Source organism: Cellulosimicrobium sp. Marseille-Q4280, from assembly GCF_943181405.1.
In the GTDB taxonomy this organism is placed as follows: domain Bacteria; phylum Actinomycetota; class Actinomycetes; order Actinomycetales; family Cellulomonadaceae; genus Cellulosimicrobium.
Window position 1 is genome coordinate 1 of sequence record NZ_CALPBY010000002.1, and the last position, 25,334, is coordinate 25,334.

The window sequence follows — 25,334 nt, forward strand, 5'->3', positions numbered from 1 at the left end:
GGTTCGGTGCGCCGATCGACACGGGGGCGGGGGAGGACCTGTTCGCGCAGGTGCGTCCGGAGGATCTGCACCGGTACGGGTTGATCCCGGAGTTCATCGGTCGGTTGCCGGTGATCGCGTCGGTGGGGGCGTTGGACGCGGAGGCGTTGGTGCGGATCCTGACGCAGCCGCGCAACGCGCTGGTCAAGCAGTATCAGCGGATGTTCGCGATCGACGGGGTGGAGCTGGAGTTCACGGACACCGCGGTGGAGGCGGTCGCGGAGCAGGCGTTGCTGCGCGGGACGGGGGCGCGGGGGCTGCGCGCGATCATGGAGGAGGTGCTGCAGCAGGTGATGTTCGACGTGCCCTCGCGTGATGACGTGGAGCGGGTCGTGATCACCCGCGAGGTCGTGCTGGACAACGTCAACCCGACCATCGTGCCGCGCGCCACCACCCGCACCCGCACCCCCCGCGAGAAGTCCGCGTAGACCGTCCCCGACCGGACGGCGCCGGAGCGTCAGGCGTCCGTGCCGACCTTCGCGCCGTACAGGTCGTCGATCGTGCCGGCGAAGTCCTCGACGACGCGGGCGCGCTTCACCTTGAGCGACGGCGTGAGGTAGCCGTTCTCCTCCGTGAAGTCCGTGTCGAGCACCGTGATCTTGCGGATCGACTCGGCGCGGGACACGGCCTCGTTCGCCCGCTCGACGGCGCGGTCGAGGGCGTCGAGCACCCCCGCGTCCTTCGCCGCCGTCGCGACGTCCATCGCGGGCAGGCCGTGGGTCGAGAGCCAGCCGGGCAGCATCTCGTGGTCGAGCGTCACGAGCGCGCCGATGAACGGACGCTGGTCGCCGACGACGACCACCTGGCTGACGATCGGGTGCGCCCGCAGGCGGTCCTCGAGGACCGCCGGCGCGACGTTCTTGCCGCCTGCGGTGACGATGATCTCCTTCTTGCGCCCGGTGATCCGCAGGTAGCCGTCCGCGTCGAACGAGCCGAGGTCGCCCGTGCGGAACCAGCCGTCCTGGAGCGCCTCGGCGGTGAGGTCCGGCCGGTTGCGGTAGCCGCGGAACACGTGGTCGCCCTTGACGAGGAGCTCGCCGTCGGCGTCGATCCGCAGGGCCGTCCCGGGGAACGCGGGTCCGACCGTGCCGATCTTCGTCAGTCCGGGGAGGTTCACCGCGGTGGGCGCCGTGGTCTCGGTGAGGCCGTAGCCCTCGAGGATCCGCAGGCCCACGCCGCGGAAGAAGTGCCCGAGGCGCTCGCCGAGGGGTGCGCCGCCGGAGATCGAGTGGGTGAGCCGGCCACCCATCGCGCCGCGCAGCGTGCGGTAGACGAGACGGTCCGCGACGGCGTGCTGCACCTTCAGGGGGAGCGACGGTCCGCGCGGGGTGTCGAGCGCGCGCGAGTACGAGATCGCGACCTTGGCCGCCCAGTGGAACGGCTTCGCCTTCCCGCCGGCCCGGGCCTTGTGCTCCGCCGAGTTGTACACCTTCTCGAACACGCGGGGCACCGCGAGGAGGAAGGTCGGCCGGAACGTCCCGAGGTCGGCGACGAGGTTCTTCGTGTCGGAGCTGTGCGCGAGGACCGAGTCGGCCGCTACGACGACCACCTGGATGAACCGCGCGAAGACGTGCGCGAGCGGGAGGAACAGGAGCGTGCGCGCCCCGGGGGAGTCGAGGATCTCCGCGAGGCCTGCGCGACCGTTCATCGCGAGGTGGACGAAGCTGCGGTGCGTGAGCTCGACCCCCTTCGGGCGCCCCGTCGACCCGGACGTGTAGATGATCGTCGCGAGGTCGTCGGCAGACCGGGCGGACCGACGGCGGTCGACCTCCTCCACGGGGACGCCACGACCGGCCGCCCGCAGCGCGTCGACGGCGCCGTCGTCGATGACGAGGACGTCCTCGAGGCCGGGCAGGTCGTCACGGACGGACGCGACGGACGCGGCGTGCTCGGCGGTCTCGACGACCGCGAGGCGGACGTCGGCGTCGGAGCAGATCCAGTGCACCTGGTCGGGGGACGACGTCTCGTACACCGGGACGGGGACGGCGCCGACCGACCAGGTCGCGAAGTCGAGGAGCGTCCACTCGTACCGCGTGCGCGACATGATCGCGACGTGGTCGCCCACCGCGACACCGCGGGCGACGAGGCCGCGCGCCACCGCCAGCACGTCGTCCGCGAACTCCTGGACCGTCATCGTCGACCACGCGCCGCCCGGCGCGTCGCGTCGCTCGATCATCGGGGCCGACGCCGCACGCGCGACGCGGTCGAGCAGGAGCGTGCTGATGGTCGCGCGAGGGGAGACCTCGACGAGGCTCGGCGACACGTGTTCCGTCATGAGGACTCTCCGCTGAGTGGGACGGTCAGGGTGGGACGGCGTGCCACTTTACTCCGTACTCGCGGTACTGCGTTCCACCGTCCCTGCCGCGGGGTCCGGCCGCACGCCCGTGCCCGACGTCGGAGCACCGCCATCGGCGGACCTAGGATCGGGGGGTGACGACGAACCCTGAGCAGCCGGCGCCGTCGGGCGCGCGGGAGATCCCTCCCGAGATCCTCACGCTGCGCGCCAGCATCGACAACATCGACGCGGCGCTCATGCACCTGCTCGCGGAGCGCTTCAAGTTCACCCGACGGGTCGGCGAGCTCAAGGCCACGGGCGGACTGCCCCCGGCCGACCCCACGCGGGACCGGCAGCAGATCGAACGGCTCACCGGCATCGCGTCGTCGGCCGGTCTCGACCCGGAGTTCGCCGAGGCGTTCCGCGAGTTCATCGTCCACGAGGTCATCCGTCACCACGAGCACATCGCCGCGGAGCACGCGGCCGCCGGGGGCTCCGTCCCCGTCCTCGACACGTACTCCTGAGCGCTCCCCGGTCGTCGGGTGGCGCGGTGGCGGGGCCTGCCGATCTGACGGACCCTGGTGTGGACCGAGGGCGGGCCGCCGCGGTCCGTGGCGAGCCCGCCCGTCTGCCGACGGACGTCATGAGGTGTTCGCATGAAGATCGATTGGCTCAAGCCTCTCCTCGGCCACCCGGGCCCTTTCGCGACGGTGTACATCGACGCGACACGGGCCAACGAGGCCGCGGACCGCGAGGTCGAGAACCGGTGGAAGGGCGTGCGTCGCCAGCTCCACCAGGAGGGAGCGCCCGACGCGGTGCTCGACGACCTCGAGGAGGTGGTCCTGCGGCCGACGAGGGTCGCGGGCCTGCACGGGCGCGTGCTGATCGCCGACGACACGGGGATCCTCGTCGACCGGGTCCTCAAGGACCCGCCCGCACAGACGAAGGGAGCGTGGGGCCCCGTCCCCGCTCTGCTCCAGGCCGCGCGCGCGGCCGACGAGTCGGTGGACTACGTGCGCGTCGTGGTCGACCGCCAGGGCGCCGACCTCACCTGGTCCGTCGCGGGCGGCCACCTGCCGTACCAGGAGCCGGAGAGCGTCGAGGGCGGCCACGACGTCATCAACAAGGTGCGCACCGGTGGCCTGTCGCACAAGCGCATCGAGTCGCGGGCCGAGGACTCCTGGGAGCGCAACGCCGAGGTGGTCGCCACCGAGCTCGAGCGCCAGGTCGCCGAGCACCGGCCCGAGCTCATCCTGCTGACCGGTGACGTCCGCGCCGTCCCGCTGCTGCGCGGGGCGCTGAAGCGTCCGGTCGAGGAGCTCGTCGTGGAGGTGCCCGGCGGCGGGCGCGGGGCAGGGATCAACGAGGCCGCGTTCGAGGCCCACGTCAGCGACGCGCTCGACAGCTTCCGCGAGAGACGGCGCGAGAAGGTGCTCGCCGAGTACCGCCAGGAGCAGGGACGCGAGTCGGGGGCGGTGACGTCGATCGAGGACGTCGTGGCCGTGCTCGCGCGGGGCCAGGTCTCCGAGCTGGTCCTCGCCGACGAGTACGGGCAGGACACCGCGCTCGACGGTCGCTCGCTGTGGATCGGTCCGAGCCCGCTCCACATCGCCGCGACGAAGGAGGCCATCGAGGACCTCGGCGTCACCGACGGGCTGGAGAAGCTGCCGGCGACCGTCGCGCTCGTGCGCGCGGCGATCGGCCAGGACGCCGGCCTGACGTTCGCCCCGGAGGGCAGCGTCGAGCTCATCGAGGGCGTCGGCGCGACCCTGCGGTGGACGGACGAGGGGACGCCGCGCGAGGTCGCGGCGACGATGTCCGGGGACGACTCGCGGCTGCGCGGCGAGATCATCTGACCGACGGGCGACGCCCTCCTCGCCGGGAGCGAGGAGGGCGTCGTGCTGCGTGGCCGACGAGGCCGCCGGTTCAGGCCTTCTTGCGAGCCTCCGGCTCGCCGAGCTCCGAGGTGACGACGACGATCCCGCCCTGGACGGCAGGGTCGCCCTGGCCCTCGGCCGCCTCGACGAGGTCGAGCGACCCGGTGACGCGGCCGCCGTTGCGGACGTCGACCACCGCCGCCTCGACGCCGGCGAGAGAGGCGCCGGGGACGGCGACGGTCGCGGCGAGGATCGGCGTGCGCATGGACACCTTGGCCTCGGACTTGACCTTGCGCAGCGCGGCGAGCGCGTGGCCTGCGGCAGCGAGCACGGCGGGGTCGGCGTCGCCTGCGGCCGAGCGCGCGACGTCGGGCGTGGGCCACGGCGCGCGGTGGATCGAGCCCTCGGAGGCGCGCCACCAGGACCAGACCTCCTCGGTCGCGAAGGGCACGAACGGCGCGAAGAGGCGCAGCAGCGTGTCGAGGGCGATCGCGAGCGCGACGCGCGCCGACCGGGTCTCGGGCGAGACGTCCGACGCGGTGGCGCCCGCCCCGTAGGCGCGGTCCTTGACGAGCTCGAGGTAGTCGTCGCAGAACGTCCAGAAGTACGTCTCGGTGATCTCGAGCGCGCGCGTGTGGTCGTACGCCTCGAACGCCTCGGTGGCGCGCTCGACGACCGACGCGAGCCCCGCGAGCATCGCGCGGTCGAGCGTCTCGGTGACGGCCGCGGGGTCCAGGACGATCTCGCCGGTACCCGTCTCGGCGTCGACGCCGAACGAGAGCGCGAACTTCGACGCGTTGAGGATCTTGATCGCGAGGCGGCGCCCGATCTTCATCTGGCCGACCTCGAACGCGGCGTCCGTACCGAGGCGCGCCGACGCCGCCCAGTAGCGCACCGCGTCCGAGCCGTGCTCCTCGAGCAGGCCCATCGGCGTCACGACGTTGCCCTTGGACTTCGACATCTTCTTGCGGTCCGGGTCGAGGATCCAGCCCGAGATCGCCGCGTTCTTCCAGGGCAACGAGCCGTGCTCGAGGTGCGAGCGCACGACGGTGGAGAACAGCCACGTCCGGATGATGTCCTGGCCCTGGGGGCGCAGGTCCATGGGGAAGACGCGCTCGAACAGGTCGGTGTCGACCTCCCACCCGCCGGCGATCTGCGGGGTGAGCGACGACGTCGCCCACGTGTCCATGATGTCGTTCTCGCCGACGAAGCCGCCCGGCTTCCCCCGCTGGTCCTCGGTGTACCCGGCGGGCGCGTCGGACGAGGGGTCGACGGGGAGCGCGTCCTCGGACGGCACGATCGGGTGGTCGTGGTCCAGCTCGCCCGACTCGAGCACGGGGTACCAGAGCGGGATCGCGACACCGAAGAAGCGCTGGCGCGAGACGAGCCAGTCCCCGTTGAGGCCGCCGACCCAGTTCTCGTAGCGCACGCGCATGAAGTCGGGGTGGAAGGCGAGCTCCTTGCCCCGCTGCAGCAGCTCGCCGCGCAGGTCGCGGCGCTCGCCGTCCGCGGTGGTCCAGTCGCGGCCGCCGTTGCGGATGTACCACTGGCGTGAGGTGACGATCTCGAGCGGCTTCTCGCCCCGCTCGTAGAAGTTGGCCATGCGCTGCGTCGGCACGGGCTCGCCGACGAGGTCGCCCGAGTCCCGCAGGGCGTCGACGACGACCTGGCGCGCGGAGAACGTCGTCTTGCCGGCCATCTCGGCGAAGAGCCCCTGACCGGTGTGCGACGTCACCCACTCGGGGGTCTCGCGCACGATGCGCCCGTCGCGCTGGATGATCGACCGGGTCGGGAGCTGCAGCTCGCGCCACCACTGCACGTCCGTCAGGTCGCCGAACGTGCAGCACATCGCGATGCCCGCGCCCTTGCCCGGCTCCGCGGCGGGGTGCGCGAGGACGGGGAGCTCGACGTCGAACAGCGGCGAGCGCACGGTCGTGCCGAACAGGTGCTGGTAGCGCTCGTCGTCGGGGTGCGCGACGAGCGCGACGCACGCCGCGAGCAGCTCGGGGCGCGTGGTCTCGATGTGCACGACCTCGCCCGTGGCCACGCCGTCGGCGGTGCGGTGGAAGGCGACCTTGTGGAAGTGGCCGGGGTACTCGCGCGCCTCGAGCTCGGCCTGGGCGACCGCGGTCTGGAACGTCACGTCCCACAGGCCCGGCGCCTGTGCCTGGTAGGCCTCGCCGCGTGCGAGGTTGCGCAGGAACGCGCGCTGCGCCGCGGTGCGCGACCGTGCGTCGATCGTCTGGTACGTCTGCGCCCAGTCGACCGAGAGACCGAGGCGGCGCCAGACCGCCTCGAACTGCTTCTCGTCCTCGACGGTGAGGCGCTCGCACAGCTCGATGAAGTTGCGTCGGCTGACGGGGACGTCCGGGGTCTTCGACGACTTCCCCTCGCCGCCCTCCTGCGGGGGCACGAAGCCCTCGACGTAGGGCAGCGTCGGGTCGCACCGCACGCCGTAGTAGTTCTGCACGCGCCGCTCGGTGGGCAGGCCGTTGTCGTCCCAGCCCATCGGGTAGAAGACCTCGAGGCCGCGCATGCGCTGGTAGCGGGCGACGACGTCGGTGTGCGTGTAGGAGAAGACGTGGCCGACGTGCAGCGACCCGGACGCCGTCGGGGGCGGGGTGTCGATCGAGTAGACCTGCTCGCGGGTCTTCGTCCGGTCGAACGCGTACGTCCCCTGCTCGGCCCAGCGCGCGCCGTGCAGGTCCTCGAGCCCGTCGATGCTCACGCGGTCGGGTACTCCCGTGACCACCGCGCGGACGACGTCGCCGGCTACCTGGCCGGCGGTGGGGGTCGTTGCTGCAGCGGGGTCTGCCGCGCCTACGGGCGCGTTCGTCGGGAAGTCGCTCATGGTCGCCCATTCTCCCAGATCCCCGGGTGCCGACGGACGGCGTCTCGCCGCGTGGCCGCGGCGACGCAGGCGCCCGCTCGCCGCCAGCGGAGTCCCCGGTCGTCCGTCCGGCGGGCCCGGCTGCCTGGGCAGGGCGGCGTGCGCGCCGCCCAGCTGTGCGGAGAGCCACTCGGCCGTCCGCAGGACCCACTCCCACGTCGCGGGCTGCAGGGTGACGAGCGGCTGCCTGCTGTAGAGGAACAGCCGGTCGTCGACCACCTCCACCGACACCGGGACCGGTGCCCCCACGATGCCGCCGACGACGTCGGGGGAGAGCACGGCCCGCGCCTCGTCCTGGGCGCCGTCGAGGCACGAGACGCGCACACGCCCGCCGAGCTCGCCATCGAGCTCGAGCTCCTGCGAGCGGTCGAGCGCGTGCGGGGCCGGGGCGCCCCGCGAACCGTCGGTGCGTCGCGTCTCGACCACGAGGTGGGGCAGCGCCCGGTCGAGCGTGACCATCGCGTACCACCAGGCATGGATCTCGACGGCCTTCCCGCGCTGCTCCTGGTAGCTGTACGCCGCGACCTCCACGGGCCGGGGGCCGCGCGTGCGCACGACGTCCCGTGCCGTGCGCGGTCGCCCGACGCCGAAGAGCATCCCGGGGCGGTCGGGAGCCTCGATCGACGGCTCGAAGTCGAAGCCGTTCGCGGCGGCGAAGCGGCTGAGCCGGTACGTCTGCTCGCGGCCCTGCGCCGAGCCGCGTCGCATCGCCACGGCGACCAGCCCCAGGGTCACGACCGCGGCGGGCACCGCGAGCCAGGGCAGGACGCCGAGCGGGGTGTCGACGCCGAGCGCGTGCAGCCCCAGGGCGACGAGGGCCAGCACGACGGCGATCGCGGACGCCACGACGGCGAGCGCCAGCGCGCCGAGGAGCGTCCCGACGACCGCACCGAGCACGACGCGGCCGGGCGACCGGGGGCCGTGGACCGTCCGCGAACGGTGGTACGCCCGGACCGCGGCGGGATCGACGGGCTCGACGAGGGCGCGGGTGTCGAGCGACGGCGGGACGCCGGTCGGGTCGGGGTGCACGTCGCGAGGGTAGCGGGCTGCGAGACGGCGGTCGCGCGCCGGGCATAAGGTCGGTCGTATGTCCTCTGACCTCACCGTCGGCTACGCAGCCATGCTCGAGCAGTTCCACCCCACCGAGGCCGTCGAGCTCTCGGCGTACGCGGAGTCGCACGGCTTCTCCGGCACGATGGCGGCCGACCACTTCCAGCCCTGGGTCCCCGCCCAGGGGCAGTCGTCGTTCGTCTGGAACGTCCTGACCGCGCTCGGCGAGCGCACGTCCGGCGACCTCGGCCCGGGCGTCACCGCCCCGACGTTCCGCTGGCACCCGGCGATGGTCGCGCAGGCCTCCGCGACGCTCGCCGCGATGTACCCCGGCCGGCACTGGCTCGGTCTCGGTTCCGGAGAGGCGCTCAACGAGCACGTCGTCGCGGGCTACTGGCCCGAGGCGCCCGAGCGCATCAACCGCATGTTCGAGGCCATCGACGTCATCAAGAAGCTCTTCACGGCCTCGCTCGCGGGCAAGGACGTCAAGCACTCCGGGCAGTTCTACAAGATGGAGTCCACGCGGCTGTGGACGATGCCCGAGGTCCCGCCGGAGATCCTCGTCGCCACCGCGGGACCCGTGACCGCCAAGCGTGCGGGCCGCCACGCCGACGGTCTCATCACGGTCGGCGCACCCCTCGAGAAGATCTCCATGCTGTTCGGCAAGTTCGACGACGGCGTCCGCGAGTCCGGGCGAGACCCGCAGTCCATGCCCAAGGTCCTCCAGCTCCACCTCTCCTGGGCGGAGACGGACGAGGAGGCGCTCGCCAACGCGATGCACGAGTGGCCCAACGGCGGCATGAAGTTCCCCAAGGCCGACATCCGCTCGCCGCACGACTTCGAGCAGATGGCCAAGCTCGTGCGCCCGGAGGACTTCGAGGGCCGCATGGTCATCTCGGCGGACCCCGACGAGCACCGGGCCTACATCCAGAAGTTCGTCGACCTCGGGTTCGACCGCATCTACCTCCACAACGTCGGGCGCAACCAGCGCGAGTGGATCGAGACGTTCGGGCGCGACGTCCTGCCGAAGCTCTCCCGATGACCGGACCCGGGTCCGTGCCCGACGGCGCGCCGCCGGAGGGTGCGCCGGCCCGCCTGGTCGCGTGGGCGCCGTCGGGCCTGGGGGAGGTGCACCCCGGCGACGACCTCGCGGTGCTGGTCGGCGACCTGCTCGCGCGGGACGCGCTCGCGGGCGGGGAGCCGCTCGCCGAGGGCGACGTCGTCGTCGTGACGAGCAAGATCGTGTCCAAGGCGGAGGGTCGGGTGGTCGCTGCCGACGACCGCGAGCAGGCGATCTCCGACGAGACGGTGCGTGTCGTCGCGACGCGCGAGCGGCCCGGTCTCCCACCGCTGCGGATCGTCGAGAACCGCCTGGGGCTCGTCATGGCGGCCGCGGGCGTCGACGCCTCGAACACGCCCGAGGGGACGGTCCTGCTCCTGCCGCTCGACCCGGACGCCTCCGCCCGCTCGCTGCGCGCCGCGCTGCGCGGCCGGTTCGGCGTCGAGCGCCTGGGCGTCGTCGTGACCGACACGATGGGCCGCGCGTGGCGCGACGGCCTCGTCGACGTCGCGATCGGCGCGGCGGGGGTCGCGGTCGTCGACGACCTGCGGGACGGCGTCGACGCCCACGGGCGACCACTGTCGGTCACCGTGACCGCCGTCGCCGACGAGGTGGCGTCGGCGAGCGAGCTCGTGCGCGGCAAGGCGGACGGGCGCCCGGTCGCCGTCGTCCGCGGGCTCGGTGCGCACGTGACCGCCGACGACGGGCCCGGCGCCCGCGTGCTCGTCCGAGCGTCCGCGGACGACCTGTTCCGCGAGGGGAGCGCGGAGGCGCACGCGCGGGGACGCGAGGACGGGTACGCGGAGGGGTACCGCGACGGCTTCGCCGAGGCGTTCCGCGAGGGCGGGGCCGGTCCGCAGGTCGACCCGCAGGGCCGGGACGGGCGAAACGCCTGGCCGTGACGGGGGCGAGCGCCTAGCCTGCCCGGATGCTTCCCTCTTCCTGGATCGAGCACCGCCGACCTGACGACCGCGAGCCCGTGGGCTGGATCCGCCCGGAGGGAGACGAGTGGGTCGCCGTCTCCCTGCTCGGGCGAGACCTCACGGGGCCGGTCGACTGGCTCGCCGCGGAGGAGGCGCTCGAGGCGACCGGGCTGTCGTGGCTCGCCGACGTCTGGACGCTCGAGCAGGACGGCGGCGAGCCGCTGCGCGTGCGCCTCGTGGAGGTGACGCCGGACCGTGTCGTGGTCCAGACCGACGACTTCGGCGCGATCGACGTCCGCGTCGTCCGGTACGAGCTGCCGTGGCCCGCCCCGGACGCGCTGCGGCCGCGGCGTGCCGGTGACCCCGACGGCTGGGTACCGGTCGGCGGCTGAGGAGCGAGGGCTCGCACCCGCCCGCCGCCGTCGGCGTCAGCCCGCCAGGCCCACGAGGTGGGCGCTGTCGTCCCAGAGGCGTCGGGCCAGCTCGTCGTCGCGTCCCGCCTCGGACGGCTCCGGCCACGTCATCCGTCCGCGTCGCAGCGCCGCGTAGGAGCGTCCCGGCGGGGGCGCGACGTGCCCGAGCGCGAGCGCGGAGAGGGCGCGACCGGCGTCGTCGCGACCGTTGAGGGTCGGGTCGAGCCACCGGAGCGGCGCTCCGACCGGGCTGCCGAGGACGGACCACACCGTCCGCAGCCGCCGGGGGAGTGCGCGGACCAGGCCCGTGCCGAACACCTGACCGGGGTCGAACGCCACCGCTCGCAGCCCGCGCGACCGCAGGTCCTCGACGCCGGACAGCGCCCGCACCGTGAGGACGGTGCACAGCTTCGACGCCGTGTACGCGTGCTGCCCGGCGCGCCGCGGTCGGTCGTCGCGCCCGGGGTCGCGCTCGGGGAACGCGAGCAGCGTCGCGTCCGCGTGCCGCGGCGGCGCGAGGCCCGCACGGGTCGCCGGGTCGTGCGCGCCGCTCGTGGTCAGCACGACGACGGCTCCGTCCGCGAGCAGCGGCAGCAGGAGGCGGAGCACCAGGTAGTGCGCGAGGTGGTTCACCGCGAACGTCGTCTCGAAGCCGTCGGCGGTCCGCTGCTCGACGCCCGGCCGGACGACGCCCGCGTTGAGCACGAGCGCGTCGATGCGCCGGTCGCCGAGACGGTACCGGGTCGCGGCCGCGAACTCGCGGACGGAGTCCAGCCGTGCCAGGTCGAGCGGGACGGCCTCGCCCTCCGACGTCGTCCCCCGCGCCCCGACGAGCACCCGGGCGCGCCCGGGCTCCGCGAGCCGTCGTGCGGCGACCAGCCCGAACCCCGAGGTGCCGCCGGTCATGACGACCGTCGACGTCGCCCGTCGCGGCGCCGGAACCCGGCCCTGTCGGCCCGGCCGACCCTCCACCGTGGTCATCTCGCCGGTGCCGGATCGACAGCTGCGGCGACGACGTGCCGCAGCGTGACCTCCAGCGGGGTGGTGCACCGGTGCACCCGGTCCCCGCGCGGTCGGAGGAGGCCCTGTGCGCCGGCGTCGGCGAGGGCGACGAGCTCGTGGGCGAAGGGCTCGGGAACGCCCGATGCGGTCAGGGTCGGCACGCGGTCGTCCCGGGGGACGACCACGACCTCGAGGTGTCGCCCGAGCGCCGCTCCCAGCAGCTCGGCGACCTGGCGCTCGCTGTACGCGGGCCCGTCGAGGTCGACGACCTCGTCGGCCTGCGGTGGCGCGAGGAGCGACAGCGCGACGAGCTCGCCGACGTCGCGGGTCGCGACCATCGGCACCGGTCCGTCCGGGTCGTCGTCGAGGACGGGGTAGACGCCGGCGGTCGTCGCGGCCGGCAGGGCGTCCTCCACCTTCTCCTGGAAGTGCGCGGACCGGACGACGCTCAGCGTCGCGCCCGTGCGACGCAGCCCGCGCTCGAGATGGTGGAGCCACCGGATCGGGCCGGTGCCCTCGACCAGGTCGGCTCCGACCGACGACAGCACGACGACGTGCCCGACGCCGCTCGCCCCGACGGCGCCGGCGATCGAGTCGGCGAGCGCACGATGCCCCGCGTCGCCGGCGGTCTCGTCGGTGGGGAGGAGGACGAACGCTCCGTCGCTTCCCCGGAGCGCCGCGGTCAGGGCCGCACCGTCCCCGAGGTCGGCCACCGCGACCTCGGCCCCGCGGGCGGCCCACGCCTCGCCCCGGGCGGGATCTCGCACGACCGTCCGCACGGGGGCACCCCGGCGCAGCAGCTCCGCCGCCGCCGCCGACCCGACGTGTCCGGTCGCTCCGGTGATCGTGTACATCGCCGCCTCCTCGCGTCGTTCCGTCCTCCTGTGCTCCCAGTGAAGCGAGGCAGCGGGGGAGGGTCCATGTCCGGGACGCGCGATCGCCTGTCCGTGCGTCTACCGTGAGGACGTGGATCCGTTCGCCGACCTCCTGGACGGCGTCCGCGCCCGGACGGCGGCCTTCTGCCAGGCCGTTCTCGAGCCGCCGTGGGCGCTGCGCATCGCCGACGGGGCGCCGCTCGCGCTCGTCATGACGATGCGGGGGCAGGCCTGGGTGGTGCCCGACGGCGGAGAGCCCGTGCACCTGCGGACGGGTGACGTCGCGCTCGTCAAGGGCCTGGCGCCGTACACGGTGGCCGACGACCCTGCGACGGTCCCCACGGTCGTCGTCCTGCCGGAGGACCGGTTGCGGACGACGGAGGGCGTCGACGTGACGGACGAGCTGCTGCGCGCATGGCGCTCCGCCGGGGCCGGGGCCGACGGCACGACCGTCGTCGCGAGCGGCACGTACCGCGTGACCGGCGACGTGACGGCACGCCTGCTCAGCGCGCTGCCGTCGGTCGTGCTGGTCCGTCGGGCCGAGGTCGAGGGACCCGTGATGTCGCTCCTCGGCAGCGAGGTCGGGCGCGACGGCCCGGGTCAGCAGGTGCTCCTCGACCGCCTCCTCGACCTGGCGCTCATCGAGACGCTCCGGGCGTGGTTCGCCCGCCCGGGATCCGCGGCGCCGGGGTGGTACCGCGCGCAGGGCGACGCCGTGGCCGGACCGGCGCTGCGGGCCCTCCACGACGACCCGGCGCGGCCCTGGACCGTCGCGGAGCTGGCCGCGGACGTCGGCTGCTCCCGGGCGGCCCTCGCGCGCCGGTTCACCACTCTCGTCGGCGAGCCCCCGATGACGTACCTGCGGGACTGGCGGATCGCGCTCGCCGCGGACCTCCTGCGCTCGACGGATCTCACGGTCGACGCGATCGCGCGACGGGTCGGGTACGCCAACCCGTTCGCACTGAGCGTCGCCTTCAAGCGGGCGCGCGGCACGTCGCCCGCACGACATCGCGCGGGCGACGCGGCCGTGCCTCCCGCGAGGGAACCGGGAGGGGGCGACTCGTCCCGTCCGCGGGCTCAGCCCGCGTCGGTCGTGCCCTCGTAGAGGCCGACATGGTTGCCGTCGGCGTCGGTGAAGATGGCCCACCACGACGTCGGGCTGATCTCCGAGCGCTCCATGACGACGGTGCCGCCGAGCTCACGGACCTTGGCGAGGGTGTCGTCGATCGAGTCGACCTCCACGTAGCTGCGCGGCTGCGTGAAGCCCTCCGAGCGCGGGGCGAGCCCGCCACCGCTGATCTTGTTGGGTGCCTGCCACATCGGGTAGCCCTCGAAGCCCGGGACCTCGGCGATCTGCCAGCCGAACAGCTCGCCGTAGAAGGTCGTCGCTCGGCTCGTGTCGCTGACCGGGATGTCGATGTGGGTGATGTCGCCGTGCGCCACGATGCCTCCGAGCCCCGATGATCGGCGGACGGGACCGCCCGCCTCCGCCAGGCTAGGACGTCTCGGCCGCCCCGTCACCCCTCCCCGGGTCGGCCGGTGCGGACCCGGCGCCGTCCGGGGCCGTGTGCTCGGCCGTCGCGACGAGGCCCGGCGCCGCCTCGCGGGCGGTCTCCTCCGGCGACTCGTCGGGCGACCCGTCGAGCGGCTCTGCGGCGCGCGGCGGTCCGTCGTCGGGCGTCGTCGTCGTGACGGCGCCGGCCGCCACGTCGTCGCCCGAGAGCCAGCGCAACCAGCCGGAGCGCGGGTCGCCCTCCAGCAGCAGCGCGCGGACGAGCAGCGTGAGCGGGATGGCGAGGATCGCGCCGAGCGGGCCGATGACGAACGTCCAGAAGACGACGGACACGAAGCTCAGGGTGAGGCTGAGGTTCACGGCGTCGGCGACGAACTTGGGCTGGACGAGCACCTGCAGGACCACGTTGACGACGCAGTAGACCGCGACCACGCCGAGCGCGAGCTGCCAGCCCCCGACGACGAACGCCATGATCGCCGGCGGGACGAGGCCGAGGACGAACCCGATGTTCGGCACGAAGTTCGTGACGAAGGCCAGGATCGCCCACACGACGGGCGCCGGGACGCCGAGGATCGTCAACGCGATGCCGTCGATGACCGCGACGACGGCGCCGAACGACGCGTTGACGACGAAGTAGCGGCGCACGCCGCCGCTGAACCGCGTCGCGCGGTCGATCGGCCCGGCCTGGCTCGCGCCGAAGACGTCGTACGCCGTCGAGTACCGGGCACCGTCCGCGGCCATGAAGATGGCGTACGCGAGAACGAAGAAGAAGGCCGTCGCGATGCCGAGCACGACGCTGCTCACGTCACCCGCCAGCGACAGGAGACGCGCCGGCTCGAGCCAGGCCGTCGCGGCGTCGGCGATGTCCGTGTCGATACCGAGCGCGGCGAGCTGGTCGACGAGGTCGAGCATCGCCTGCTGGAGCTGCGGGAGGTACGACTGCACGAGGTCGGCGAACTGGAAGCCCGCGAAGACGAGCATCGCGAGCAGCGCGGCGAGGATGAGGTAGGCGACGACGATCACGGCGGTCGTGGCGGCCCATCGCGGCCACCCGCGCCGCTCGAGCGGATGACGCACCGGGTGGCAGATGATGACGATCACCGCGGCGAGGAGGATCGGGGCGACCACGTCGTTGGCCGCGTAGAGACCGGCGAGCACGACGACCCCCGCGGCGAGCGTGAGCAGCGTGCGGGTCGCGGGGGCGAGCGAGGGCGCGGCGGGTGTCGACGTCACGCGCCGACAGTAGCGGGCGTCAGGCCTTCGCGGCCTTCGCCGCGGCCTTCTGCTCCTTCTTGAAGGCCCGGACCTCGATGAGCGACTCGGCGCTCGTCACGTCGGCGATCGAGCGTCGCGAGCCGTCGTCGCCGTAGCTCCCGGCAGCCTCGCGCCACCCGGACGGCTCGACGCCGCGCTGCTTGCCGAGGAGCGCGAGGAAGATCTTGGCCTTCTGCTCCCCGAAGCCCGGGAGCGCGCGGAGCCGGGCGAGCACCTCGGCGCCCGTGGGCGCACCGTCGGCGCCGGGTCGCGTCCAGACCTGCGTGACGTCGCCGTCGTAGTCGTCCACGACCGCGTGCGCGAGCGCCTGGACCCGTGCCGCCATGGAACGGCCGTAGCGGTGGATCGCCGGAGGCGTGGTCGCCAGGGTCACGAACGCGTCCGGGTCGGCGTCGGCGATCGCGTGGGGATCGACAGACCCGAGGCGGTCGCGGATCTTGCGCGGGCCGGCGAAGGCGTGCTCCATCGGGTACTGCTGGTCGAGCAGCATGCCGACGAGCAGCGCGAACGGGTCGCTCGACAGGAGCGCGTCGGTCTCGGGGTCTCCGGTGATCCACAGGTCGCGTGCCATGCGTCCCATGATGACAGCCCCGCGAGGAGGCGGTGCCGCTGCCGGATAGACGGCCCGCGGGCCGGTCCGGTCGGCCCCGCGAACCCGTGCCTCCGGGCCGTTGACAGCCGGTGCCCGCCAGAGGACCGTGAGAGGGGTACGAAGGAGTACGCCATGCGTCGTCGAGTGCTCGTCTGGATGTCCGTCCTGTCGCTGCTGCTCACGGGAGCGTTGCTGACGGGGACCGTCGCCACGGCCCCCGCGGCGTCGGCCCATCCGTACTGCGGGCAGGTCTGGGGCTCGCTCGCGAAGGGCGCGCCGGGCATGTCCGCCGGTCGGCTGACCGACGTCCGTGCCGGCCGCCACGGCTGCTTCGACCGGCTCGTGCTCGACGTCGACGCCCCGCTCACCGCGTGGTCGGTGCGCTACGTGAGCCAGGTCGTCATGGACGGCTCGGGGGCCGTCGTCCCGGTCCGGGGCGGGGCGCGGCTGGAGGTCGTGGCACGTGTCGGTGTCATCCCGACCGATGCGTTCTTCACCGGCGTGGGAGGCACGCTCGTCGACACGTCCGGCTACCGCACGTTCCGTCACGTCGCGTGGGCCGGCAGCTTCGAGGGCGTGACGACGGTCGGGCTCGGGGTGCGGGCGCGGCTGCCGTTCCGCGCGTTCGTCCTCGCCGGCCCAGGCTCCGGGTCCCGGCTCGTCGTCGACGTCGGGCACGAGTGGTGCGCGACGGGCCACCGGGACTGCTGAGGCCGGCGGAGGCCTGCGAAGGCCGGAGGGCGGGAGGAGGTCCTCTCCGGGTCAGGGCAGGGTACGGAGCCGCCCGGTGCGGAACTCCTCGACGCCGGTGCGGCGCAAAACGGCGCTCGTCCAGCCCGGCAGGAGCGCGAGGCCGCCCTCCCCGGTGAGGCGGCGGACGTCGTCGACCGCGTAGTCGACACCGCGTCGCTCGAGCACGAACGACCCGGCGGCGTCGACGTTGCGCACCCAGTCGACGTCCGGGCCGTACGTGAGGGCGAGGACCACGCGCACGTGCTCGCCCCCACGGTAGGCGAACGCGAACACGGGCGTCCGGTACTCGCGCCCGCTGCGGCGTCCGACGTGGCGGACCACCGCCATCGGCCCGATCCCCGTCGCGACCCGCAGCATCACGGGGTTGAGCACGTGCTTGTTCGTCCGGGTGACCCAGTGCGGCATCGGCATGCCCCATGGTCGCGCGGCGGGGCGAGGTCGCGCGACCTATCGTGACGAGGTGCCGACCCGACTGCTGCTCCTCAGCGACACGCACGTGCCCGCACGCGCCCGGGTGCTCCCCGAACAGGTGTGGCGCGCCGTCGACGCCGCGGACGTCGTCGTGCACGCCGGGGACTGGGTGGACGGTGCGCTCCTCGACCAGCTCGAGGCGCGCGCGGAGCGGCTCGTCGGCGTCGCGGGCAACAACGACGGCCCCGAGCTGCACGCCCGGCTGCCGGAGGTGGCGCGGACGACGGTCGAGGGGCTGCGCGTCGCCGTCGTGCACGAGACCGGTGGCAAGGACGGGCGCGAGCGCCGCGCGGACGCCGCGTACCCGGACACGGACCTGCTCGTCTTCGGGCACAGCCACATCCCCTGGGACACCACGACACCCGGCGGCATGCGGCTGCTCAACCCCGGCTCGCCGACGGACCGTCGACGCCAGCCGGTCGGCACGTACCTCACCGCGGTGGTCGACGACGGGATCCTGCGCGACGTCGTGCTCGTCCCGGTCGAGCGGTGAGCGCGCCGGGCGCCCGCGCGGCCCGGTCCGGTCGCGGTCCGGTCAGGCCGCGCCGGCGCGCTCGCGGTGGACCGCGGGGCTGACGCCCCGCACGCGCTTGAACGCCGCGCTGAGCGCGAACGGCGTGCCGTACCCGACGGCGCGCGCGACGGACGTCAGGGTCGCGTCGTCCGCGAGGAGCAGGTCCGCGGCGAGGTCGAGGCGCCACCCGGTGAGGTAGGTCATGGGCGGCTCGCCCACGAGCTCGGTGAACCGCCGGGAGAACGCGGCGCGCGAGAGCCCGACCTCGCGCGCGAGCGACTCGACCGTCCAGGGGTGCGCCGGGTCGTGGTGGATGAGGCGCAGCGCAGCGCCGACGACGGGGTCGGCGTCGGCGCGGTACCAGCCCGGGGCGTCGGGACCGGAGAGCCACGTCCGCAGGCACGAGATGAGCAGGAGGTCGAGAAGACGGTCGAGCACGGCCTCCTGGCCCGGCAGGTCCTGCACGACCTCGCGCGCCAGCAGCTCGACGAGGGTCGCGTCGACGTCGCCCCGCCGCAGCACGACGCGCTGGGGAAGCACCCGCAGGATCCGCCGGCCCACCTCGCCGTCGAGCGGGTAGGTCCCGGTGACGATGACGGTCTCGCCGTCCGGGTCGTTCCCCCACGAGCGCACGCCGAGCACGGTCATGGGGGAGGGACCGCCGTCGACCGCGCGGCAGACCTCGGTCGGGCCGATGACGACCTGGGGCGGGGTGGTGGGGCAGTCGGCGACGACGTAGTGGTCAGGTCCGCGGAACAGGACGACGTCGCCCTCCTCGACCAGCACGCCGGGGTCCGGGTCGACGCCCTGCTGCGCCGGGCTCTGCGCCGGCCCGACCCAGCCCGCGCCGCGCAGCACCGGCACGATCGTCAGCGGCGCCTCGTCCTCGATGCGCAGCCCCCACGGCGCGCGCAGGTGGCTGCGCAGCAGGAACGCGCCGCGGGCGCGAGGTCCGTCGAGCAGTCCGGAGACCACGTCCATCCGGCCAGCGTACGCGCGACCCGAGGCCCGGACGGCGACGTGGCGTCTCCTGACCCGGCCACGGACGGTCGGGGATCGGTGACCCGGCGGGGTCGTGCTCCTCCCGTCCGCGAGACGATCGCGCATGGGGTCGAGCGTCCCGGCCATGGAGCGTCTCGCCGGACCTCTGTTGACTGTCTCTCGACACCGTACGAACTGCCGACAGGAGAACGCCATGAGCTCGACGAGCCCGACCACGACGATCCGCCCCGAGGACCGCGAGACCGCGTCCCCGGCACCCGGGACCGTCCTCGTCCTCGGGGCGACCGGGAAGTCGGGGCGCCGCGTCGCAGACCGCCTCGACGCGCTCGGCCTCCCGGTCCGCCGCGGCTCGCGCAGCGGTGCCGGCGCCGCCCGGTTCGACTGGGACGACGAGACCACCTGGGCGCCCGCGCTCGCCGGGGTGCACGCCGTGTACGTCGCGTACGCGCCCGACCTCGCGGTCCCCGGCGCGCCCGAGACCGTCACGCGGTTCGCGGCGCTCGCGCGCGGGGCCGGGGTGAGGCGTCTGGTCCTGCTCTCCGGACGCGGCGAGACGGAGGCGCAGCGTGCCGAGGCCTCCGTCGCCGACGTCTTCCCCGCCCGCGTGGTCGTGCGGTGCGCGTTCTTCGACCAGAACTTCAGCGAGAGCTTCCTCCTGGACCCCGTGCGCGAGGGGACGCTCGCGCTGCCGGTGAGCGACGTCGCCGAGCCGTTCGTCGACCTCGAGGACGTCGCCGCCGTCGCGGTCGCCGCCCTGACCGACGACGCGCACGCCGGCCAGGTCTACGAGCTCACGGGACCGCGACTGCTCACGTTCGCGGACGCCGTCGCCGAGATCGCCGCGGCGAGCGGGCACGACGTCGCGTACGTGCCGATCACGATGGACGAGTTCACGGGCGGGCTCGCGGAGGCCGGGCTGCCCGACGATGTCGTCGACCTCATGCGCTACCTGTTCGCCGAGGTGCTCGACGGGCGCGGCGCCCACCTGACCGACGGCGTCCGGCGGGCGCTCGACCGTGAGCCGCGGGACTTCGGCGAGTTCGCGGTGCGCGAGGCCACCGTCTGGTCTGTCGGAGCGCGCGGCGCGGCGGGGGAGCGGTGAGCGCGTTCGAGGTCCTCGTCGTCGCGGCTGCGGTCGCGACGGGGCTCGCGGGCGGCGTGCTCTACGCGTTCTCGGCGTTCGTCATGGCCGGGCTGCGGCGGCTCGACCCGGGAGCGGGCGCCGCGGCGATGCGGTCGATCAACGTCACCGCGGTGCGGCCGCCCCTGATGCTCCTGCTCGCGGCGTCCGTGCTCCTGCCCGCCGGCGCGGCCGTCGTCGGGCTCGTGGGCGGCGCGGACGGCGCGGGGTGGGCGCTCGCGGGCGCGGTCGTCGCGCTCGTCGGGATCCTCGGGATCACGGCCGTCGGGAACGTGCCGCTCAACGACCGGCTCGATGCCGCGACCGACCCGGCGGCCGAGTGGCTGACCTTCGTGCCGCGCTGGCTCGCGTGGAACCACGCCCGCACCGCCGCGGGTGCGGTTGCGACGGCGCTCCTGGCCGTCGCCCTCGTCGTCTGAGTCGACCGTGTCAGGGCGACGGGACACCCGAGTGACCCGTGGCCCTGACGACGATGACTCGGCAGCTCGCTGTCAGGGCGACGGGTCACCGTGGTGACTCGTGGCCCTGACACCCGACGGTCGCCCCGGAATAGCCGCGACCGGGACGCGGTTGCCGCCGACATGAGCCACGTCACACCTGCTGAGACCGGTACCGCCGAGGACGCCACGATCCGCCGGGTCCTCGAAGACACCGGGACCTGGGCCGTCGTCGGCCTGTCGAACAACACCGCACGGGCGGCGTACGGCGTCGCGCGCGTGCTGCAGCGGGCGGGCAAGCGCGTCGTGCCCGTCCATCCGTCGGCCGAGACCGTCCACGGCGAGCAGGGGTACGCGTCGCTCGCCGACATCCCGTTCCCCGTGGACGTCGTGGACGTCTTCGTGCGGTCCGAGCTCGCGGGCGACGTCGCCGACCAGGCCGTCGCGATCGGCGCGAAGGCCGTGTGGTTCCAGCTCGACGTGATCGACGAGGACGCCGCGCAGCGCGTGCGGGACGCGGGGCTCGACATGGTCATGGACCGCTGCCCCGCGATCGAGCTGCCGCGGCTGGGGCGTGTGGCATGAGCGCCGTCGTGGACGGCGGCACGGAGCTCGGACGGCGCGCCGCCGCCCGCCTCGCCGACGACCGGGTCCTGTGGCTCGTGACCGTCGACCCGCACGGCACGCCCCAGCCCACCCCGGTGTGGTTCCTGTGGGGTGCCGGCGGCGACGTCGTCCTGCAGAGCCAGCCGCGCACCGCAAAGCTGCGCAACGTCCGGGCGAACCCGCGCGTGGCGGTCCACCTCAACAGCACCCGGTCCGGCGGCGACGTCGTCGTGCTCACGGGCACCGCGACGGTCGACGACGGCGGCCTCACCTCCGCCGAGCGCGCCGCCTACGACGAGAAGTACGGCGCCGACATCGAGGGCCTCGGTACGACGCCCGACGGCTTCCACGCCGACTACTCCGTCACGGTGCGGGTCCGGCCGGAGAAGCTCCGGGGCTTCTGAGGCGGTGCCGGTCAGTCCCGCGGTGAGAACGTGAGGACCGGCCGCCCGGTGCGCGGGTGCACGAGCACGTCGCACCGCACGCCGTAGACCGGCTCCAGCACGTCGGGCACGAGGACGTCGCGGACGTCCCCGGTCGCGACCACGCGGCCGCCCGACAGCAGCACCACGTGGTCGCACGTCTGCGCCGCGAGCGTCAGGTCGTGGAGCGCCGCGAGCACCGTCACGCCCTCGTCGGCGAGGCGTCGTAGGACGCGCATCGCGTCGAGCTGGGCAGCGATGTCGAGGTGGTTGGTCGGCTCGTCGAGCAGGATCAGCGCCGGCTCCTGGGCGAGCGCGCGGGCCATGTGCACGCGCTGGCGCTCCCCGCCGGAGAGCGTCGCGACCTCGCGATCCTCGAACGCCTCCATGCCCACCGTCGCGAGCACGCCGCGGGCGACCTCGCGGTCGCGCGCGGAGTCGCCCGCGAGCAGAGAGCGGTGCGGGATGCGACCGAGCAGGACGGCATCGAGCACCGTCAGCGGCAGCTCGGTGGTCGCGTCCTGCTCGACCAGCGCGAGGACACGTGCCCGACGGCGCCGCGGGACCCTCAGCAGGTCCTCGCCGCCGAACCGGACGTCGGCGGGCGCGTGCGCGGTGGCGGGTGCCGACGGTGGCAGGATCCCCGCGAGCACGCGCAGGAGGGTCGACTTCCCCGAGCCGTTGGGACCCAGCAGCCCGCTCACGGCCCCGGGCGGCGCGGTGACGTCGACCCCGTCGAGGACGAGGCGGCCGTCGACGGACCACGACACCCGGGCCGCGTCGAGGCCGGCGCCGTGCCCGACGCCCGGACCGGGGGCAGCGCCACCGTCCCTCGGGGCGGGCGGTGCCTGCACCGAGGCGGGGGACGTGACGGGCAGGTCGGGCGACGTCGTGCGGGTCTCGGTCACGCCGTCCTCCTCCCGCGCCACAGGAGCAGCGCGAACACGGGCGCGCCGATCGCGGCGGTGACGATCCCGACGGGCAGCTCGCGCGGCGCGAAGACCGTCCGGGCGAGCGTGTCCGCCCACACGAGGAACGACGCGCCGAACAGCGCCGAGAGCGGGAGGAGCAGCCGGTGCCGCGCACCGGTGAGGAGCCGCACGGCGTGCGGCAGGATCAGCCCGACGAACCCGATCGAGCCCGACTGCGAGACCAGCGCCCCGGTGAGCAGCGCGACGCCGACGAGCAGGACCCAGCGCACGCGCTGGACGTCCACCCCGAGGGCCGACGCCGCGGTGTCGCCGAACGTGAACGCGTCGAGCACGGACCCGGTCGACGCGAGAAGGGTTCCGAGCACGAGCGTCGCGACGCCCGCGACGGCGACCGACGTCCACGTCGCTCCCGCGACGGAGCCCATGAGCCACGACAGGATCTCGCGGTACGAGTCGCCGGTCGCCGACCAGAAGATGACGAAGCTCGTCGCCGCGGCCGCGAGCTGGCTCACGGCGAGCCCGGCCAGCACGGTGCGGCTCGGTGTCAGGGTGCCGACGGCGCCCGCGAGCGCGAGCGTCGCGACGAGCGCGACGACTGCTCCGCCGAACGCCGCGACGGGGAGCAGGACGGTCCAGCCCACGACGAGCACGAGCACCGCCCCGAGCGAGGCACCGGAGGACAGCCCCAGCAGGTACGGGTCCGCGAGCGGGTTGCGCGTGAGCGACTGCATGACGACCCCGCACACCGCGAGCCCCGCGCCGACCGCCGCGGCGGTGAGCACGCGCGGCAGGCGCAGCTGCCACACCATGCCGTCCTGCAGCGGGCCGAGCGGCTCGAGACCGAGGAGCCCGCCGAGGCCGAGGTGGGACGCGACCGACCGCCACACGTCGCCCACCGCGAGGTCCGCCGGGCCGATCGTCACGGCGACGAGCACGGTGACGACGAGGAGCACGACGCTGCCCGGCACCCACCACGCGGCGCCCCGACGCGCGGACGTGCGCCCGCCCGCGGAGGGCGCGGGGGCGGCGTCGGGCCGGGTGCGCAGCGTCGTCACAGGTCGAGCGCCTCCAGCTGTGCGGCGAGGTCCACCACGGCGTCGACGTTGCGCACGCCGGCCTCCGTCGCCGGGAACGGGATCGTCAGGTAGCGGCCCTCGCGGACCGCGGTCATCTCGGCGGTCGCGGCGTTCGACTCGAGTCGCTCGATCTTCGCCTCCGCGCTGTTCCACGTGGCGTCGACGAGCACGAGGACGTCGGGGTCCGCCGCGATAGCCTCCTCCCACGCGTAGGAGGTCCACGTGTCCTCGACGTCGGCGGCGACGTTCTCCAGCCCGACCGCGTCCATGATCATCTGCGGCGCGCCGATGCCCGCGCCGACGTACGGGATGTCGTCGCCCGACGAGTACCAGAGAGCGGTGAGCCCGCGGTCGTCGGGCGTGACGCCGTCGAGGGTCGCGCGCTGCTCCGCCACCAGGTCCGACGCCGCGTCCTGGGCGTCGAAGATCTCGCCGACCTCGGTGATCTCGGCGAAGACGTCGTCGAAGGTCAGCGGGTCGGGCATGTACGCAGGCGCCTTGCACGCGGCGGGGGAGACGTACGTCGCGACCCCGAGCTGCGCGAGCGTCTCGCGGTCGCCCGCGCCGTCCGCCGTGAGGTTCGACTCCCAGCCCGCGTACACGAGGTCGGGCTCGAGCCCGAGGACGGCCTCGGCGCCGGGCACCTGGTCGGACAGCGGCTCGGCGACGGCGGGGACCTGCGCCGCGGTGTCGGCGAGCGAGTCGGGGACCGGTCCGTCGAGGAACGCCGACGCGACGATCCGGTCGCCCAGGCCGAGCGCGAGGAGCATCTCCGTGGTGCTCGACTTGATCGTCACGACGCGCTCGGGCGCCGCGTCGAACGTCACCTCGAACCCGCAGTCGTCCACCGTGAGCGGGTAGCCCGTCGCCGTCGTGCCGTGGCCGGCGGTGCCCGACGGCGCGGCCTCGCCGTCCGTGGTCGGGTCGCCCTCGCCCGCGGTCCCCGACGAGCACGCGGCGAGCAGGGCGGCGAGCCCGACGGCGCCCAGGGACGTCGCGGCGGCGCCACGGCGAGGACGGGGACGGCGGGGGTGCAGGACGGCGGACGAGGTGCGGCGTGACGGCACGGATGCTTCTCCGGGGACGAGGTGGGCCCGAGCCGCACGACGGCGGTCCCACGGGGACGCCGGTGCCGGCTCGGTACGGTGCTCGACGCGCCATCTCGCGTCCTGCGGACCCGCGGCCCAGTACGGGGTCGCTCCGACGGGCAAGATCGACGGCCCGCGGTCCACCGTCCAGCCTACACAGCGCTCGGCCGCGAGGGGTGGGCGGCGGCGGCGGTGCACGGCGTGGCCCGGCGGACGCGGCCGTCCTCGCCCCGCCGGCGCGTGGCAGAGTGTCCGTCGTGACCGAGCCTGTGAACCCGCCTGCCGACACCTCCACGACCCCACCCCTGCGCGCCGTGGTGACCGGCGCGTCGTCGGGCATCGGCGAGGCGTGCGTGCGCCACCTGCGGGCGCGCGGCTGGGACGTCGTCGCGTTCGCGCGGCGTGCGGACCGCCTGGCGGACGTCGCGGAGCGCACGGGCGCGCACCCGGTCGTCGGCGACGTGACGTCCGACGACGACGTCGCGCGCCTCGTCGCGGAGGCCTCCGCGCGCGGACCGGTGCACGCGCTGCTCAACATCGCCGGCTTCGGGCTCGGCGTCGACCACGTCGACGAGGCGAAGATCGACGAGTGGCGAGACATGTACGAGACGAACGTGCTCGGCACGATCCGCGTGACGAAGGCCTTCCTGCCGCTCCTGCGCGCGTCGCGCCGCGGCGACATCGTCCTCATGACCTCGACCGCGGGGCACGACACGTACGTCGGGGGGTCGGGGTACGTCGCGTCGAAGCACGCGCTGCTCGGCGTGGCCAAGACCCTGCGTCTCGAGCTCGTCGGCGAGCCGATCCGCGTCATCGAGATCGCGCCGGGGCTCGTGCACACGCCCGAGTTCTCGCTCAACCGCTACCACGGCGACCGGTCCGGGGCGGACGCCGTGTACGCGGGCGTCGAGGACCCGCTGACCGCCGACGACGTCGCCGACGTCGTGACCTTCGCCGTCACGCGGCCGCACCACGTGAACATCGACTCGCTGATCCTGCGGCCGGTCGCGCAGGCGTCGACGTACTCGCTGTGGCGCGCCCCGCTCGAGCCGAAGGGCGTCCCGGCGCACGAGGACGCGCACCGGGACGCCTGACCGCCGGGCCGTGT

Annotated in this window: 26 protein-coding genes; 14 read left to right on the plus strand and 12 right to left on the minus strand. The window is 74.3% G+C overall.

Annotated features, from left to right (window positions below; translation table 11 throughout):
- The coding region (locus NFS20_RS04675) for a ClpB D2-like domain containing protein (RefSeq protein ID WP_502800777.1) at window positions 1-467 on the plus strand (467 nt) is incomplete at its 5' end.
- Window positions 468-496: 29 nt separating this feature from the next.
- Here NFS20_RS04675 and NFS20_RS04680 read toward each other — a convergent pair.
- A complete protein-coding gene (locus NFS20_RS04680) occupies window positions 497-2,314 on the minus strand; it encodes an AMP-dependent synthetase/ligase (RefSeq protein WP_251150610.1) in 1,818 nt (605 codons plus the stop codon).
- A gap of 155 nt (window positions 2,315-2,469) precedes the next feature.
- On the opposite strand from NFS20_RS04680, the gene NFS20_RS04685 reads away from it, so the two are divergent.
- Window positions 2,470-2,838 (plus strand): chorismate mutase, encoded by a 369-nt coding sequence (locus tag NFS20_RS04685; protein ID WP_251150611.1) that lies wholly within the window; start codon window positions 2,470-2,472, stop codon window positions 2,836-2,838.
- A gap of 132 nt (window positions 2,839-2,970) precedes the next feature.
- On the plus strand, window positions 2,971-4,170 hold the full coding sequence (locus NFS20_RS04690; protein WP_251150612.1) for a baeRF2 domain-containing protein: 1,200 nt from the start codon (window positions 2,971-2,973) through the stop codon (window positions 4,168-4,170).
- Between the two features lie 70 nt (window positions 4,171-4,240).
- Here NFS20_RS04690 and valS read toward each other — a convergent pair whose 3' ends face one another.
- Window positions 4,241-7,042 carry a valine--tRNA ligase gene (gene valS, locus NFS20_RS04695; protein WP_251151203.1) on the minus strand — a complete coding sequence of 934 codons (2,802 nt, stop codon included), beginning with the start codon at window positions 7,040-7,042 and terminating at the stop codon, window positions 4,241-4,243.
- Window positions 7,043-8,168: 1,126 nt separating this feature from the next.
- Here valS and NFS20_RS04700 point away from each other — a divergent pair.
- The 3 genes from NFS20_RS04700 to NFS20_RS04710 are packed head-to-tail and all read left to right on the plus strand — an operon-like array spanning window position 8,169 to window position 10,506.
- Window positions 8,169-9,173 carry a TIGR03557 family F420-dependent LLM class oxidoreductase gene (locus NFS20_RS04700; RefSeq protein ID WP_251150613.1) on the plus strand — a complete coding sequence of 335 codons (1,005 nt, stop codon included), beginning with the start codon at window positions 8,169-8,171 and terminating at the stop codon, window positions 9,171-9,173.
- On the plus strand, window positions 9,170-10,093 hold the full coding sequence (gene cofE, locus NFS20_RS04705; RefSeq protein WP_251150614.1) for a coenzyme F420-0:L-glutamate ligase: 924 nt from the start codon (window positions 9,170-9,172) through the stop codon (window positions 10,091-10,093). The genes NFS20_RS04700 and cofE overlap by 4 nt, the downstream gene beginning before the upstream one ends.
- A gap of 26 nt (window positions 10,094-10,119) precedes the next feature.
- Window positions 10,120-10,506 (plus strand): hypothetical protein, encoded by a 387-nt coding sequence (locus NFS20_RS04710; RefSeq protein WP_251150615.1) that lies wholly within the window; start codon window positions 10,120-10,122, stop codon window positions 10,504-10,506.
- 36 nt (window positions 10,507-10,542) lie between these two features.
- On the opposite strand, the gene NFS20_RS04715 is transcribed toward NFS20_RS04710, so the two are convergent.
- Window positions 10,543-11,433, minus strand: coding sequence for an SDR family NAD(P)-dependent oxidoreductase (locus tag NFS20_RS04715; protein WP_251150616.1), 891 nt, complete (start codon window positions 11,431-11,433; stop codon window positions 10,543-10,545).
- A 71-nt stretch (window positions 11,434-11,504) separates the two neighbouring features.
- Window positions 11,505-12,383 carry an NmrA family NAD(P)-binding protein gene (locus NFS20_RS04720; protein ID WP_251150617.1) on the minus strand — a complete coding sequence of 293 codons (879 nt, stop codon included), beginning with the start codon at window positions 12,381-12,383 and terminating at the stop codon, window positions 11,505-11,507.
- Window positions 12,384-12,495: 112 nt separating this feature from the next.
- Here NFS20_RS04720 and NFS20_RS04725 point away from each other — a divergent pair, with 112 nt between their 5' ends.
- Complete coding sequence (locus NFS20_RS04725; protein ID WP_251150618.1) at window positions 12,496-13,509, plus strand: AraC family transcriptional regulator; 1,014 nt, start codon at window positions 12,496-12,498, stop codon at window positions 13,507-13,509.
- Here the strand turns inward: NFS20_RS04725 and NFS20_RS04730 are convergent.
- Genes NFS20_RS04730 through NFS20_RS04740 form a run of 3 tightly spaced genes read right to left on the minus strand, consistent with a single transcriptional unit; the run spans window position 13,482 to window position 15,763 of the window.
- Window positions 13,482-13,847: a VOC family protein gene (locus tag NFS20_RS04730; RefSeq protein WP_251150619.1), complete on the minus strand. Its 366-nt coding sequence runs from the start codon at window positions 13,845-13,847 to the stop codon at window positions 13,482-13,484. The genes NFS20_RS04725 and NFS20_RS04730 overlap by 28 nt on opposite strands.
- A gap of 52 nt (window positions 13,848-13,899) precedes the next feature.
- On the minus strand, window positions 13,900-15,150 hold the full coding sequence (locus NFS20_RS04735) for an AI-2E family transporter (RefSeq protein ID WP_251150620.1): 1,251 nt from the start codon (window positions 15,148-15,150) through the stop codon (window positions 13,900-13,902).
- A gap of 19 nt (window positions 15,151-15,169) precedes the next feature.
- Window positions 15,170-15,763: an HhH-GPD-type base excision DNA repair protein gene (locus NFS20_RS04740; protein ID WP_251150621.1), complete on the minus strand. Its 594-nt coding sequence runs from the start codon at window positions 15,761-15,763 to the stop codon at window positions 15,170-15,172.
- Window positions 15,764-15,916: 153 nt separating this feature from the next.
- Here NFS20_RS04740 and NFS20_RS04745 point away from each other — a divergent pair, with 153 nt between their 5' ends.
- Complete coding sequence (locus NFS20_RS04745; RefSeq protein ID WP_251150622.1) at window positions 15,917-16,495, plus strand: AMIN-like domain-containing (lipo)protein; 579 nt, start codon at window positions 15,917-15,919, stop codon at window positions 16,493-16,495.
- 51 nt (window positions 16,496-16,546) lie between these two features.
- Here the strand turns inward: NFS20_RS04745 and NFS20_RS04750 are convergent, their stop codons facing one another.
- Window positions 16,547-16,948 (minus strand): PNPOx family protein, encoded by a 402-nt coding sequence (locus NFS20_RS04750; protein ID WP_251150623.1) that lies wholly within the window; start codon window positions 16,946-16,948, stop codon window positions 16,547-16,549.
- Between the two features lie 49 nt (window positions 16,949-16,997).
- Here NFS20_RS04750 and NFS20_RS04755 point away from each other — a divergent pair, with 49 nt between their 5' ends.
- Window positions 16,998-17,501, plus strand: a complete 504-nt coding sequence (locus tag NFS20_RS04755; RefSeq protein ID WP_251150624.1) for a metallophosphoesterase family protein — start codon at window positions 16,998-17,000, stop codon at window positions 17,499-17,501.
- 42 nt (window positions 17,502-17,543) lie between these two features.
- On the opposite strand, the gene NFS20_RS04760 is transcribed toward NFS20_RS04755, so the two are convergent.
- Window positions 17,544-18,503, minus strand: a complete 960-nt coding sequence (locus tag NFS20_RS04760) for an AraC family transcriptional regulator (RefSeq protein ID WP_251150625.1) — start codon at window positions 18,501-18,503, stop codon at window positions 17,544-17,546.
- Window positions 18,504-18,717: 214 nt separating this feature from the next.
- On the opposite strand from NFS20_RS04760, the gene NFS20_RS04765 reads away from it, so the two are divergent.
- From NFS20_RS04765 to NFS20_RS04780, 4 genes are all read left to right on the plus strand, one after another.
- Window positions 18,718-19,626 (plus strand): Rossmann-fold NAD(P)-binding domain-containing protein, encoded by a 909-nt coding sequence (locus NFS20_RS04765; protein WP_251150626.1) that lies wholly within the window; start codon window positions 18,718-18,720, stop codon window positions 19,624-19,626.
- Window positions 19,623-20,084 carry an anthrone oxygenase family protein gene (locus NFS20_RS04770; protein ID WP_251150627.1) on the plus strand — a complete coding sequence of 154 codons (462 nt, stop codon included), beginning with the start codon at window positions 19,623-19,625 and terminating at the stop codon, window positions 20,082-20,084. Before NFS20_RS04765 ends, NFS20_RS04770 begins: the two co-directional genes overlap by 4 nt.
- Before the next feature lie 162 nt (window positions 20,085-20,246).
- Window positions 20,247-20,687, plus strand: a complete 441-nt coding sequence (locus NFS20_RS04775) for a CoA-binding protein (RefSeq protein WP_251150628.1) — start codon at window positions 20,247-20,249, stop codon at window positions 20,685-20,687.
- Entirely contained in the window at window positions 20,684-21,112 is a 429-nt protein-coding gene (locus NFS20_RS04780) for a TIGR03667 family PPOX class F420-dependent oxidoreductase (RefSeq protein ID WP_251150629.1), read from the plus strand. Before NFS20_RS04775 ends, NFS20_RS04780 begins: the two co-directional genes overlap by 4 nt.
- A gap of 11 nt (window positions 21,113-21,123) precedes the next feature.
- Here NFS20_RS04780 and NFS20_RS04785 read toward each other — a convergent pair whose 3' ends face one another.
- From NFS20_RS04785 to NFS20_RS04795, 3 genes are read right to left on the minus strand one after another with little or no spacing between them, the layout of a single operon-like run.
- Window positions 21,124-22,038, minus strand: a complete 915-nt coding sequence (locus tag NFS20_RS04785; RefSeq protein ID WP_285821101.1) for a putative F420-0 ABC transporter ATP-binding protein — start codon at window positions 22,036-22,038, stop codon at window positions 21,124-21,126.
- On the minus strand, window positions 22,035-23,117 hold the full coding sequence (locus NFS20_RS04790; RefSeq protein WP_502800778.1) for a putative F420-0 ABC transporter permease subunit: 1,083 nt from the start codon (window positions 23,115-23,117) through the stop codon (window positions 22,035-22,037). Before NFS20_RS04790 ends, NFS20_RS04785 begins: the two co-directional genes overlap by 4 nt.
- Complete coding sequence (locus tag NFS20_RS04795; RefSeq protein WP_251150630.1) at window positions 23,114-24,205, minus strand: putative F420-0 ABC transporter substrate-binding protein; 1,092 nt, start codon at window positions 24,203-24,205, stop codon at window positions 23,114-23,116. Before NFS20_RS04795 ends, NFS20_RS04790 begins: the two co-directional genes overlap by 4 nt.
- A 278-nt stretch (window positions 24,206-24,483) precedes the next feature.
- On the opposite strand from NFS20_RS04795, the gene NFS20_RS04800 reads away from it, so the two are divergent.
- The gene (locus NFS20_RS04800; protein WP_251150631.1) at window positions 24,484-25,320 is read left to right on the plus strand and encodes an SDR family oxidoreductase; all 837 of its coding nucleotides are present in this window, start codon (window positions 24,484-24,486) and stop codon (window positions 25,318-25,320) included.
- Window positions 25,321-25,334 lie beyond the last annotated feature (14 nt).

Bases quoted from the DNA above. Each gene is read 5' to 3' on its own strand.
- NFS20_RS04760 (WP_251150625.1), bottom strand. From the start codon at position 18,503: ATGGACGTGGTCTCCGGACTGCTCGACGGACCTCGCGCCCGCGGCGCG.
- NFS20_RS04680 (WP_251150610.1), bottom strand. From the start codon at position 2,314: ATGACGGAACACGTGTCGCCGAGCCTCGTCGAGGTCTCCCCTCGCGCG.
- NFS20_RS04765 (WP_251150626.1), top strand. From the start codon at position 18,718: ATGAGCTCGACGAGCCCGACCACGACGATCCGCCCCGAGGACCGCGAG.
- NFS20_RS04690 (WP_251150612.1), top strand. From the start codon at position 2,971: ATGAAGATCGATTGGCTCAAGCCTCTCCTCGGCCACCCGGGCCCTTTC.
- NFS20_RS04715 (WP_251150616.1), bottom strand. From the start codon at position 11,433: ATGACCGGCGGCACCTCGGGGTTCGGGCTGGTCGCCGCACGACGGCTC.
- valS (WP_251151203.1), bottom strand. From the start codon at position 7,042: ATGAGCGACTTCCCGACGAACGCGCCCGTAGGCGCGGCAGACCCCGCT.
- NFS20_RS04780 (WP_251150629.1), top strand. From the start codon at position 20,684: ATGAGCGCCGTCGTGGACGGCGGCACGGAGCTCGGACGGCGCGCCGCC.
- NFS20_RS04700 (WP_251150613.1), top strand. From the start codon at position 8,169: ATGTCCTCTGACCTCACCGTCGGCTACGCAGCCATGCTCGAGCAGTTC.
- NFS20_RS04710 (WP_251150615.1), top strand. From the start codon at position 10,120: ATGCTTCCCTCTTCCTGGATCGAGCACCGCCGACCTGACGACCGCGAG.
- NFS20_RS04745 (WP_251150622.1), top strand. From the start codon at position 15,917: ATGCGTCGTCGAGTGCTCGTCTGGATGTCCGTCCTGTCGCTGCTGCTC.
- NFS20_RS04720 (WP_251150617.1), bottom strand. From the start codon at position 12,383: ATGTACACGATCACCGGAGCGACCGGACACGTCGGGTCGGCGGCGGCG.
- cofE (WP_251150614.1), top strand. From the start codon at position 9,170: ATGACCGGACCCGGGTCCGTGCCCGACGGCGCGCCGCCGGAGGGTGCG.
- NFS20_RS04740 (WP_251150621.1), bottom strand. From the start codon at position 15,763: ATGGCACGCGACCTGTGGATCACCGGAGACCCCGAGACCGACGCGCTC.
- NFS20_RS04750 (WP_251150623.1), bottom strand. From the start codon at position 16,948: ATGCCGATGCCGCACTGGGTCACCCGGACGAACAAGCACGTGCTCAAC.
- NFS20_RS04775 (WP_251150628.1), top strand. From the start codon at position 20,247: ATGAGCCACGTCACACCTGCTGAGACCGGTACCGCCGAGGACGCCACG.